This is a genomic window from Pedobacter sp. 22163, assembly GCF_052045595.1.
In the GTDB taxonomy this organism is placed as follows: Bacteria; Bacteroidota; Bacteroidia; order Sphingobacteriales; family Sphingobacteriaceae; genus Pedobacter.
The window spans coordinates 194,299-206,821 of the sequence record NZ_JBQEPM010000008.1; the positions used below are offsets into that span (position 1 = coordinate 194,299).

General features: G+C 43.4%; 11 protein-coding genes and 1 riboswitch. Of the genes, 10 read left to right on the plus strand and 1 reads right to left on the minus strand.

Features of this window, described 5'->3' with window-relative positions; all coding sequences use genetic code 11:
• Nucleotides 1-30 precede the first annotated feature (30 nt).
• On the minus strand, nucleotides 31-1,617 hold the full coding sequence (gene abc-f / locus ACTJKN_RS20565) for a ribosomal protection-like ABC-F family protein (RefSeq protein ID WP_440827613.1): 1,587 nt from the start codon (nucleotides 1,615-1,617) through the stop codon (nucleotides 31-33).
• Between the two features lie 1,102 nt (nucleotides 1,618-2,719).
• Nucleotides 2,720-2,808, plus strand: a riboswitch (TPP riboswitch).
• A gap of 64 nt (nucleotides 2,809-2,872) precedes the next feature.
• Here abc-f and thiS point away from each other — a divergent pair.
• From thiS to ACTJKN_RS20615, 10 genes are all read left to right on the plus strand, one after another.
• Entirely contained in the window at nucleotides 2,873-3,076 is a 204-nt protein-coding gene (gene thiS / locus ACTJKN_RS20570; RefSeq protein ID WP_440827614.1) for a sulfur carrier protein ThiS, read from the plus strand.
• Between the two features lie 168 nt (nucleotides 3,077-3,244).
• Complete coding sequence (gene thiC, locus ACTJKN_RS20575) at nucleotides 3,245-5,128, plus strand: phosphomethylpyrimidine synthase ThiC (RefSeq protein WP_440827615.1); 1,884 nt, start codon at nucleotides 3,245-3,247, stop codon at nucleotides 5,126-5,128.
• Between the two features lie 6 nt (nucleotides 5,129-5,134).
• Complete coding sequence (locus ACTJKN_RS20580) at nucleotides 5,135-5,737, plus strand: thiamine phosphate synthase (protein ID WP_440827616.1); 603 nt, start codon at nucleotides 5,135-5,137, stop codon at nucleotides 5,735-5,737.
• Between the two features lie 11 nt (nucleotides 5,738-5,748).
• Complete coding sequence (locus tag ACTJKN_RS20585) at nucleotides 5,749-6,384, plus strand: thiamine phosphate synthase (protein WP_440827617.1); 636 nt, start codon at nucleotides 5,749-5,751, stop codon at nucleotides 6,382-6,384.
• Between the two features lie 11 nt (nucleotides 6,385-6,395).
• Nucleotides 6,396-7,166 (plus strand): thiazole synthase, encoded by a 771-nt coding sequence (locus ACTJKN_RS20590; protein ID WP_440827618.1) that lies wholly within the window; start codon nucleotides 6,396-6,398, stop codon nucleotides 7,164-7,166.
• The gene (thiH, locus tag ACTJKN_RS20595) at nucleotides 7,153-8,277 is read left to right on the plus strand and encodes a 2-iminoacetate synthase ThiH (RefSeq protein WP_440827619.1); all 1,125 of its coding nucleotides are present in this window, start codon (nucleotides 7,153-7,155) and stop codon (nucleotides 8,275-8,277) included. Before ACTJKN_RS20590 ends, thiH begins: the two co-directional genes overlap by 14 nt.
• Complete coding sequence (gene moeB / locus ACTJKN_RS20600) at nucleotides 8,271-9,308, plus strand: molybdopterin-synthase adenylyltransferase MoeB (protein ID WP_440827620.1); 1,038 nt, start codon at nucleotides 8,271-8,273, stop codon at nucleotides 9,306-9,308. Before thiH ends, moeB begins: the two co-directional genes overlap by 7 nt.
• A 728-nt stretch (nucleotides 9,309-10,036) precedes the next feature.
• Nucleotides 10,037-10,672, plus strand: coding sequence for a hypothetical protein (locus tag ACTJKN_RS20605; RefSeq protein WP_440827621.1), 636 nt, complete (start codon nucleotides 10,037-10,039; stop codon nucleotides 10,670-10,672).
• The gene (locus ACTJKN_RS20610; RefSeq protein ID WP_440827622.1) at nucleotides 10,669-11,820 is read left to right on the plus strand and encodes an AAA family ATPase; all 1,152 of its coding nucleotides are present in this window, start codon (nucleotides 10,669-10,671) and stop codon (nucleotides 11,818-11,820) included. The genes ACTJKN_RS20605 and ACTJKN_RS20610 overlap by 4 nt, the downstream gene beginning before the upstream one ends.
• Nucleotides 11,817-12,521 (plus strand): hypothetical protein, encoded by a 705-nt coding sequence (locus ACTJKN_RS20615; protein ID WP_440827623.1) that lies wholly within the window; start codon nucleotides 11,817-11,819, stop codon nucleotides 12,519-12,521. The genes ACTJKN_RS20610 and ACTJKN_RS20615 overlap by 4 nt, the downstream gene beginning before the upstream one ends.
• Nucleotides 12,522-12,523 lie beyond the last annotated feature (2 nt).

Sequence of the window (12,523 nt, forward strand, 5' to 3'; positions counted from 1 at the left end):
TTATAACGAAGATAAGGCTATATATTTATTTTAAAGGTCAATGCTGTGTTCCACATAAATTTGGCTAAGAAAATATTCATCGTGCGATATGACCAGAAGCGTTCCCTGATATTCATTAATGGCTGCCGTTAAAATTTCTATATTCTGGATATCGAGGTTATTGGTAGGCTCATCCAATATAACCAGGTCGGGCGATTGGTTGCCAATGGTTAACGAACAAAGGATCAACCGCATTTTTTCTCCGCCACTTAAGGCTGAACAAGGTTTGTCCCAATCGGCTTTGCCAAACAAAAACCGGTTTAAACGGATTTTTATTTCATGCTCCTGTAATGCACCCGAGTTGTATTGCTGGGCCTGTTCGTAAACGGTAAGTTGATTATCAATCAACGAATAATCCTGATCAATATACATGGAGCTAATATCTGCTTTGTTTAAACTTCCCGCCGAGGGTTGGAGCTGCCCTAAAATAAGCTTAATCAATGTGGTTTTGCCCGATCCGTTCCGGCCTTTTATCACGTACCGCTCCGCACTAAAAACCTGAAAACTAAGTGGCTCCTTCCAAAGTAACTCATCCTGAAAAGCAAAATTGACCTCCCTAGCCTCGACAATACTTTTTCCTTTGTGCAGCCTGGCTTGGTTAAAACCGATCTTCATTTTGTCTGCATCAGGCAGCGCAGATCTGAGCTGGCTTAATTCAGCAGAAATATGATCGAGCTTTTCGGTATGAACAGCCTTTAATTTTGCCGTACTTTTTTCTGCATTATTTTTTAACGTATTCATCGAAATGGTCGGCAATCCAGCTTTCTCCTGTTTTTTCTTCCCTTTGGCATCAAGCTTCTGCTGCCGCTCTATCGATTCCCGTTCTACTTCTTTAGCCTTGCGCAGCGCTTTTTCCTTTGCTTTTAAATCATTGTTCAAAGCATTATTTTCAATTTTCTTTTGCGCGGTATAGAAATCGTAATTTCCGCCATAAATGGTTATTCCCCGCTTACTTAACTCGCAAATTTTCTCAATCTGGTTCAATAAAGTACGGTCGTGGCTCACCACCACCAACGTATTCCTGGTCAATCGGATATAATCGTACAACCTGTTTCTACCTTCCAGATCCAAATGATTGGTCGGTTCATCCATCAAAACAATATCCGGACGGTGTATCGCGATGCCCGCCAAAAATACGCTGGTTTTTTGTCCACCGCTTAAACTTTCCATTTTTTGGTTCAAGTCTAAACCCTCCAATTGCCAATAATCCAAAGCTTCCGCGCAACGTTCCTCAATGGTCCAGTCATCGTTGAGCATGGCCAGATTTTCGTCTGTTACTTCTCCGTTGAGGATTTCGTTCAGCGCTTTTAGTTTGTCTTCAATCTTGAGGGCCTGCGCAACGGTAAAATCATTAAATTGACCAAAAAGCTGTGGCACATAATAAGGCACCGATTCCGTTTTAACATAGCCGGCAGTTGGCCTGAGTTTGCCCGACAAAATTTTTAAAAGTGTCGATTTGCCTGTGCCGTTATGGCCAATGAGTGCAATTTTTTCGTGTTTATTGATGGTAAGATTTAAATCTGTAAACAGTAAATCTCCATTGGGATGGATATAGCTAGCCCCTTGTAGAATAAGCATAAATTTCTTTTTTAAGGTAAATAATTGCAGGAACGGAACCGCTCTGCTTGTTATCTATTTTCTGAAAAGAAATGAATCTTACATGTATGGGGTGATTTGGTGATGGTGCAAAGATAAGGAATTTTTACATTTTGCGAAAAGCGGTTGGCGTTGATTGGTTAATTAGTCCACAGTCTTTAGTCCGAAGTCGGTAGGCGAACTTATACTGAGCAGAGTTGAAAGTGAAGGATCTTTTTAATTAATTATATAAGATATAGAAAGTTCATATAAGCTTAATAGCATTGTATTTTCTTAAATCCCTTAAATGGTAAAAACTTTACGCCCAGCGCTGCAACCTTTGTGCCTTCACTCTGTGCACTTTGCGGTAAAAAAACACGGAAGATGGATGATGGGGAGAGTTATGTCTGAAGTCATGAGTCGAACAACGTGTTATTCACCGATATTTTTATTGAACCATATAAGACATAGAAGGTTCACATAAGCTCAGGGAGCTTATATTTTCTTACATTCCTTATATGGCAATGCATTGAGCTTTAAGATTCCCGCATGCGCGGGAATGACGACTGCTTTTTACGCCCACGCTCTGCGACCTTTGCACCTTCACTCTGTGCACTTTGTGGTTAAAAAGATGAAAAATGTAAGATGGATGATGGGGAGGGTTATGTCTGAAGCATGAGTCGAACAACGTGTTATTCACCGATATTTTTATTGAACCATATAAGACATAGAAGATTCACATAAGCTCAGGGAGCTTATATTTTCTTACATTCCTTATATGGCAATGCATTGAGCTTTAAGATTCCGCATGCGCGGGAATGACGACTGCTTTTTACGCCCACGCTCTGCGACCTTTGCACCTTCACTCTGTGCACTTTGTGGTTAAAAAGATGGGAAAATGTAAGGCTGCTGATGGAATTGATCATGACTTCCTATCAATATTAGGAAACCCTCTATATTACAAGCAAAATCAAATAGATTTCATCTATATATATTTTACCTCAACATCTTAAGCAGCAACAATAAAACCCAGTGCATCTTTTCTAACAACATAGCCGGATTTATTTTTTTTATTTGCATTAGAAATTTTATCGCATATATTTACAAAAAACTTTAGGGGTGCCTACGTGCTGAGAAATACCCTTTGAACCTGATGCAGTTAGTACTGCCGAAGGGAAAAGTGAAAGCAATCTTACATTGCTGTCTTTTCGATCTCCATTTTGGGGCAATCTCTATAGTTTTTCCAATTTTTTAAAATATGGAAGTAACTATAAACAATCAAAACTATCTGCTTAACGAAGCCTGTTCCATCGAACAGATGCTTGCTGCTGTCCTTTCAACGGAAACAAATGGCCTTGCCATTGCGGTAAACCAAACCATTATTCCCAAATCAGACTGGGCAACCCATGTATTGAATCCGGCCGATCAGGTTATACTCATAAAAGCCACGCAGGGAGGATAGAAATGAATGAATTTTGAATGATTGAATGACAGAATGATTGAATGCAAAGTATAGCCCATTCACTCCCGCTGCCATTCAATCATTCAATCATTCTGTCATTCAATCATTCTGTCATTCAATAACTCAATCCCACTCTCATTCAACCACTCAATAATTGATTCTACCAATATGAAACAAGAAAAAACACCGAACCAAGAGGTAATCAGCCGCAGTCCTTTTCCGGCCTCACGCAAAATCTTTGTGCCTGGAAAGATCCACAATATCCAGGTGGCCATGCGCGAAATCAGTTTATCGGAAACCAAAATCCATAATGGCTTTGGCTTAACCGAGCCTAATCCACCTGTAACCGTTTACGATACAAGCGGACCCTATACCGACCCAAATGCTGTTATTGATGTAAAAAAAGGCTTGCCACGCCTAAGGGAACAATGGATAAAAGACAGGCTTGATGTGATAGAACTTCCTGAACTATCTTCTGCTTACGGACAACAGCGCCTGGCCGATGAGAAGCTTGATGCCCTACGTTTTAATTTCATCAATAAACCTTATAAAGCACAGGCTGGAGCCAATGTATCTCAAATGCATTATGCAAAAAAAGGCATCATTACGGCCGAAATGGAATATATCGCCATTAGGGAAAACCAACAGATCGAACTGTTAAATGCGCAATTGGGCGATCGGCACGATGTAATGAACCACCAGCACCAGGGCAATAGCTTTGGCGCAAATACACCAAAAGGCTACATCACACCCGAATTTGTAAGGGCAGAGGTAGCAGCTGGCAGAGCGGTAATTCCCTGCAATATCAATCACCCCGAACTCGAGCCGATGATTATTGGCCGAAACTTCCTGGTAAAAATTAACGCCAATATCGGTAACTCGGCCGTAACCTCTACCATCGAAGAAGAAGTAGAAAAAGCCGTTTGGGCCTGCCGTTGGGGAGCAGATACCATTATGGATCTATCAACAGGGAAAAATATCCACGAAACCCGCGAATGGATTATCCGCAATTCGCCTGTGCCCATCGGTACCGTTCCCATTTATCAGGCTTTAGAAAAAGTAAACGGAAAAGCCGAAGACCTCACCTGGGAAATTTTCCGCGATACGTTGATTGAGCAGGCCGAACAGGGCGTAGATTATTTTACCATCCATGCCGGTGTACTGCTCCGTTATGTGCCTTTAACCGCTAAAAGGATTACAGGTATTGTTTCGCGCGGCGGATCCATTATGGCCAAATGGTGCCTGGCCCATCACAAAGAAAACTTCCTGTATACCCATTTTGAGGAGATCTGCGAAATTATGAAAGCCTATGATGTGGCCTTTTCTTTAGGCGATGGCTTAAGGCCTGGCTGTATCGCCGATGCAAATGATGCCGCACAGTTTTCGGAACTCGAAACGCTTGGCGAACTCACTAAAATAGCCTGGAAACACGATGTACAAACGATTATTGAAGGTCCTGGCCATGTACCCATGCACCTGATTAAAGCCAATATGGAAAAACAGCTCGACCATTGCGGCGAAGCGCCATTTTACACTTTAGGCCCGCTAACGATCGATATTGCACCAGGTTACGACCACATTACCTCGGCCATTGGCGCAGCCATGATCGGCTGGTTTGGCACAGCGATGCTCTGTTATGTAACCCCGAAAGAACACTTGGGCCTGCCGAATAAAAAAGATGTTAAAGACGGTGTAATTACCTATAAAATTGCCGCCCACGCAGCCGATTTGGCCAAAGGCCACCCAGGTGCGCAATACCGTGACAATGCTTTAAGTAAAGCCAGGTTCGAATTTAGATGGGAAGATCAGTTTAACCTCTCACTCGATCCGGATACTGCAAAAGAATTCCATGATGAAACCTTACCTGCAGAGGGTGCCAAAATTGCACACTTCTGTTCCATGTGCGGTCCGAATTTCTGCTCCATGAAAATTACGCAGGATGTGAGGGAATATGCCGCAAAACAAGGCGTAGAAGCAGAAGAAGCTTTAGCGCAGGGCATGCAGGAAAAATCGAAAGAGTTTACCCAGAAAGGAAGCGAAATTTATTCTTAAGCCGCTATGGAACTGATTGTAATTGCCAAGCCGACCCTTTTTAAGGAAGAATGCCATCTTGTAAATCAACTTTTCGAAGCCGGTTTACAGGTTTTTCATTTACGTAAGGAAAATGCCGATGAAGCCGGATACCGTAAAATTGTAGAAGGGATTTTACCTGAATATCATCCACGCATTGCCTTACACCATTTCCATACACTGGCCAACGATTATAATATCCATAGAATCCATCATACCGAAAGTTTCAGAAAAAATTTAGCACCTGCTATACTGCCAAAAAACCAGGTATTAAGCACCTCCATCCACCAATTATCGGCTATTGATGCTGTTGCAGCCTATCACTACAGTTTTTATGGCCCGATATTCAACAGCCTTTCCAAACCAGGTTACATGGGGGTTATTCCTGCAGGTTTTCATTTAAACAAGCCTAACAACAATACCAAATTAATTGCTTTGGGCGGCATTGGCCTCAGCCAGATCGACCAGGTAAAAGAAATGAATTTCGATGGTATTGCGCTACTGGGCTACATCTGGAACGATCCCACTCAAGCTTTAATCAATTTTAAGAAAGCACAGCAGCATTGCCTGGCGCACCATCAACCGTTTTAAAAATATCAATAATGATTCAGCCCTTACAATATATCTCGCAAGCACCTCAAACAGGCACCCATATCGATGCCATTGAGCAGGTGCTTCAAGCTGGTGGAAAGTGGATCCAGCTCCGCATTAAAAACCAGGCCGAAGCGGAAATACTGCCCTTTGCAAAAGCAGCACAGGCCTTATGTGAAAAATATGGCGCCAAGCTTATTGTAAACGATTTTCCGCACCTGGCAAAAGCCGTAAATAGTTATGGTGTACACCTGGGCCTGCAGGATATGCCCATTCTGGAAGCCAGAAAAATTATCGGAAAAAACCAGATTATCGGCGGTACAGCCAATACCTTCGAACATATACAACAAAGGGTAGCAGAGGGTGCCGATTATATTGGTCTCGGCCCATTTAGGTTTACCCGGACCAAAGAAAACCTGAGCCCGGTTGTGGGCCTGGAGGGCTACCAAAAATTGATGGAAAAAGTGCGAAAAGCTGGAATCAGTACCCCCATTATTGCCATAGGCGGTATTGAAGCAACTGATATTCCGGCTATACTCGAAACCGGAATTTACGGAATTGCCATCTCGGCAGCGCTCACCAACCAAACACAAACGGCTGCGGTTCTTGAAGAAATCAACAGCAAGTTCAGTATTCACTCGATTTAAAACTTACAGATATGTTAACCATAGCAGATCAAACCTTTAGCTCCCGCCTTTTTACCGGTACCGGAAAATTCAGCTCTGCCAAAGAGATGGAAAGTGCCTTAATTGCCTCGGCCTCCGAACTGGTTACCGTAGCGCTCAAACGTGTAGATTTAAAAGGCAAGGATGATGATATCCTTCATCACCTCAAATACCCGCACATTAATTTATTGCCCAATACCTCTGGTGTGCGCAATGCAAAAGAAGCCGTTTTTGCTGCACAGCTGGCACGCGAAGCCTTAGAAACCAACTGGATCAAACTGGAAATCCACCCAGATCCGAAATACCTCATGCCCGATCCGATCGAAACCTTAAAAGCCACTGAAGAACTGGTTAAACTCGGTTTTGTGGTTTTGCCTTATATCCATGCCGATCCTGTTTTATGTAAACGTTTGGAAGATGTGGGCACGGCAGCAGTAATGCCGCTGGGCTCTCCAATTGGCAGTAACAAGGGATTAAGAACCATCGATTTTTTAGAGATCATCATCAGCCAGAGCAGGGTCCCCGTAATTATTGATGCCGGCATAGGTGCACCATCTGATGCGGCCAAAGCCATGGAAATTGGTGCCGATGCCGTTTTGGTGAACACCGCCATTGCCATAGCCAAAAATCCGACCAATATGGCCATTGCCTTTAAAATGGCTGTAGAAGCCGGCAGAATGGCTTTCGAGTCTAAATTGGGTGCCCAAACACATTATGCTGCAGCAAGCAGTCCACTAACCGCATTTTTAGATGAAGAGTTTTAACGGAGTATTCGAATCCTACAATTGGGACGATACCAAGGCCAGTATTTACGATAAAACGGCTGCAGATGTAGAGCGGGCATTGCGCAATACACAGCGCGATCTGGAAGATTTTAAAGCGCTTATTTCTCCTGCTGCATTGCCTTATCTAGAAGATATGGCGCAGATTAGCCAGCGATTAACTTTAGACCGTTTCGGTCGGGTAATACAAATGTATATACCGCTTTACCTCTCCAACGAATGTAATAATATCTGTACTTATTGCGGTTTCAGTTATGATAATAAGGTAAGGAGGCGAACGCTCAACCCAATGGAAATTATGCAGGAAGTGGCCGTAATTAAGGGTATGGGCTATGACCACGTGCTGCTGGTAACGGGCGAAGCCAACCAGAGTGTACACACCGATTACTTTAAAAAAGTATTAGACCTCATCAGTCCACATTTTTCCCATATATCCATGGAGGTGCAGCCTCTGGATGTAGCCGACTATGAAACCCTTATTCCGCACGGGCTAAATACGGTATTGGTTTACCAGGAAACCTACCATCAGGATGATTACCGCAAGCACCATCCTAAAGGCAAAAAATCTAACTTTCTGTACCGCTTGGAAACCCCCGATCGGTTAGGGCAGGCCGGGATCCATAAAATGGGGCTTGGTGTTTTAATTGGACTGGAAGACTGGCGTACAGATTCGTTTTTTACGGCCCTGCACCTCTCTTATCTCGAAAAACAGTATTGGCAAAGTAAATTCAGTATTTCTTTCCCCAGGTTGCGGCCTTTTAGCGGAGGCTTAGAGCCTAAAGTGGTGATGAACGATAAGGAATTGGTGCAACTGATCTGTGCTTACCGCTTATTTAACAGTGAAGTAGAGCTATCTATTTCTACCCGCGAAACCGTAGCTTTCCGCAACCAGGTAATTAAGTTGGGCATTACCGCCATTAGTGCCGGTTCTAAAACCAATCCTGGTGGTTACCAGGTAGAACCTCAATCGCTGGAGCAGTTCGAAATATCTGACGAACGCTCGGCCCAGGAAATTGCAGCCATGATCAGAAAACAGGGTTACGAGCCTATTTGGAAAGATTGGGATATGAGTTTGATCCAAAAATCATGTTAGTAAAAGAAGAACTGAACCGTTACAACAGGCAAATGATCCTGCCTGAACTGGGCCCCGCCGGGCAGGAAAAGCTAAAAGCAGCCAAAGTACTGGTTATTGGTGCTGGTGGTTTGGGCTGCCCCATATTGCAGTATTTGGCCGCAGCGGGTATAGGGACAATCGGAATTGTAGATGATGACGTGGTAGAACTGAGCAACCTGCACCGGCAAATTTTATATAATCATACAGATATTGGACAGCCTAAAGCAAAAATTGCCGCTACAAAACTCCAATTGCTTAATCCGCATGTGGGCTTCAGTGCTTATAACGAGCGGTTCAGGACTGATAATGCCCTAAACATTTGCCAGGATTATGATCTGGTGATCGATTGTTCGGATAATTTTACCACCCGTTACCTCGTGAACGATACCTGTGTGGCTTTAGGTAAAACACTTATTTTCGGTTCTATTTTACAGTTCGAAGGCCAGGTTGCGGTATTTAACCACCAGGGCGGTGCAAACTATAGAGACCTTTATCCGGCACCACCAACTGAAAATATTAACTGCATAGAAGGAGGGGTAATTGGCATTTTACCCGGCCTAATAGGCTTGTACATGGCCAATGAAGCCCTAAAACTAATCTGCGGCATTGGCGAAACACTTGCGGGCAAACTGATGACCGTTAATGCATTGAACAATGCCATGCTGGTATTTAAAATTGCCTCAAAAAAACCAGCTGATCCCGCAAAACCAGCGCCCGCCAAAACCGATAAAGCGCTACCAGAAATCGATAAAACAACATTAGATCGCTGGCTGGAAACAATTGCTGACGAAGTTTTTTTAATTGATGTACGCGAGGATTACGAACACGAAGACGGCAATATTGGAGGCCTCAACCTCTCACTATACGAACTAACGGCATCGCTTACAGCTATCCCCAAAAACAAAAAAGTAGTGTGTTATTGCCAAACCGGGCAAAGGAGCAAAATGGCCGTGCAGTTATTGTCTGGAGTTTATGAAGGAGAAGTATATAGTTTGAAGGAGGGGATGTAGTTCAGTTGTTCATTAGTCAATGGTTTATTCGGTTAATTGTAGGCCAAACACCTGACTGGTTCCATCCCCATCATCATTCCATATTTTAACCGCAAAGTGCACAGAGAGCAGGCGCGAAGGCCGCAAAGTAAGCGTAAAAACAATGGCATTGAGCTTATATGGACCTTATATGTCTTACATGGTTCAAATCACCCCACTTCGGACTTAAAACTCCGATAGAAAAATCGTCATCTCGACCGAAGCAACGCGGAGTGGAGAGATCTTTAAACCAGAACTAAATTTTTAACCGCAGAGGGCACAAAGGCCACAGCGCTGGCGTAAAAAGTAGTCGTCATTCTCACGCATCTTAAAGCGTGCCACCATTTAAGGAATATAAGAAAATATAAGACCCATGAGCTTATATGAAACTTCTATGCCTTACATGGTTCAAAATACACGACTCCGAACTAACATTCCAATAGAAAAATCGTCATCTCGACCGAAGCAACGCGGAGTGGAGAGATCTTTAAACCAGAACTAAATTTTTAACCGCAGAGGGCACAAAGAGAAGTCACAAAGACCACTGAGCTGGGTGTAAAAATAGCGCCATCGAGCTTATATGGACCTTATATGTCTTACATGGTTCAAATTACCCGACTTCAAACTAAAAATTCTATGTTTCCCAAGCAAAGCCAAAAATTGTCTCGGTAATTTTATATCTTGCTTTTCTAAATTAACAATACTCGAGGATGATGCTTGACCTTTTTTTAATAGATCTTATCCAAACCGGACAGGTAACCGTACCTAACCAAATTGTAGATTTTGATGCTGATGCCTCGGATCGAGCAATTATCTTATTAGAGGAGTATTACCGGGCAGATGCCTTAACTATGCCCTATACTGCCCCAGATTTTGACCCCGAAGCAGCTTTATGGGCTGCGAAATATATTTTCAGCACCATACAATTGGTTCTGCTCAGAGATATCGGCGAAGAAAAATTAAATCAATTACTAGTCGATTACAATGGCCAATATACATCCGAAGCAGTATATTCAGCAGATTTGATGCTGCGTTTCCTGCCCGATATTTTCAGGTTTGCGAGCGGCCTATCGCCAGAAGATCCTTTAATCTACAAACTTAAAGCAATAGCCCGGCATTGGCCTTTTTCAACCATTGGCATAACCGATATAAACGTGGCCATAGGAAATACAATACTCGATCACTCCTCACTTAGGGTGGCTTACATTGACCGGCTTATATTGAAAAAGGATATGGGCAGGATCAATAGCAAACATGAATTAAAATTAGTGAAAGAAGCATTGGGCGCATACCAGGCAAAACTATGGCCCGGTTTAAACCTGATCCTTAACGAAGAAACAATATGAACGAAACCCAGCTAGCCACGCATTTAACCATCGATAAGCTGAAGCAGGTACTACAGCATTTAAAAAAGGTTTTTGTAGGCAAAGATGAAATCATCGACCTAATGGGCATTTGCCTGGTGGGCAGAGAGAACCTTTTCATTTTAGGCCCTCCGGGAACTGCCAAAAGTGCAACCGTACGCGAGCTTTCCAAATTGATAGACGGACAGACGTTTGAATACCTGCTTACCCGTTTTACAGAGCCGAATGAACTTTTCGGTCCTTTCGATATCCGCAAGCTCAGGGAAGGAGATTTGGTAACCAACACAGCGGGTATGCTTCCAGAAGCATCACTCATCTTTTTAGATGAACTTTTAAATGCAAACAGCGCCATATTAAATAGTTTGTTAATGGTACTTAACGAGCGGATTTTCAGGCGTGGAAGAGAAACCCGTAAGCTACCTGCACTGATGGTAATTGGCGCCAGTAACCACCTGCCCGAAGATGAAGCCCTGCAAGCACTTTTCGACCGCTTTCTCATCCGTGTAAAATCAGATAATGTTGATCCGCAAGAGCTTAATGCCGTATTAAACGCAGGCTGGGTACTCGAACAGCAACATGGAAGTGATAAACCTGCTATCTCGGTAGCCGAAATTGCCAGTTTACAAGCGCTCACCGCAAAAGTAGACCTTCAGGAAGTTAGGCCTGCCTATATCGAACTGATCCATAAAATGCGTAATGCCGGACTACAGGTTTCCGACCGCCGGGCTGTAAAACTGCAACGGATGATTGCCGCAAGTGCATTGATCTGCAAACGAAATAAAGCCATCCCTTCTGATCTTTGGATATTAAAGCACATTTGGGATACAGAAGAGCAGCGCGAAATTATCGCCAATATTGTGAATGTTATCATCGTTACCGATATTTCTGAAAACCAGCACCCCAGGGTAAAGGAAAACACCAAACCTGATGCAGAAGAAATTTATAAAGAGGTACAGCATTTAACCGAGCAATGGGCATTGCCCGAAATTGCAATGGCAGAAAGATCATCAATTAAAGACCGATTGGTACACCTGAATAACCGTTGCGAGTGGATTGGCAACGAAGCGCAACGCAAATATGTACAGGAGCCGATAGATCTGCTTTGGAAACAGATTATGCAGTCTGCATGAACATGAGGGCACTGGTTTTAGAACTCAAATACCAAGATCAGATTGGTAATATCAGGGCGGTTGAGGGCTGGAGTGCCTGCAGGCAGGATGAGCTGATCTGGCTGAAGGGACCTTTGGATAATAAACACCACCAGGTATTGATCGATTCTCTGCCCATTTTGGCCAGCTATAAACTCGATGGGCAAAACCGTCTTTTTCCTGATGGAAAGTTAACCCCCGTTGCCCTGCTCGAGGTTATGGAATGGAAAACATTGCCTGAATTTATGCCTCTAGAAATGCCTGTATCGGCAATTCCGGCGCAACAGGCAACACTAATGCCTGTAAACCTGCTGCGCAGCCAAAATCCTTTCCCCGCATATGCCTTGCAAACCAATTTTATAGCATGGAAAAAGTATGTAGATGGCGCTCCGCAGGTGCGTTTGCAGAAGCTAAAATTTGTGGCATCAGCAGCGCAAGAAGTACTTATTATTGGCGATCCGCTTCCGCCCATACCTGGCAAAACTTTTTGGCTAAACGGAAATCTGCTTGTTCCGGCAGGGTACAATTTCGACCCACCATTTTTAGGCGATCTGCTTAACCAAAAGCTTAAAGCAATTACACCATCATACATCCTTTTTAACGAAAGTGGCAGGCAAAATACCATCCCAATTGATCTTTTTAAACCTGCTGACCGGGCAGTAATCAGGCAGGTTTCATTTTAACA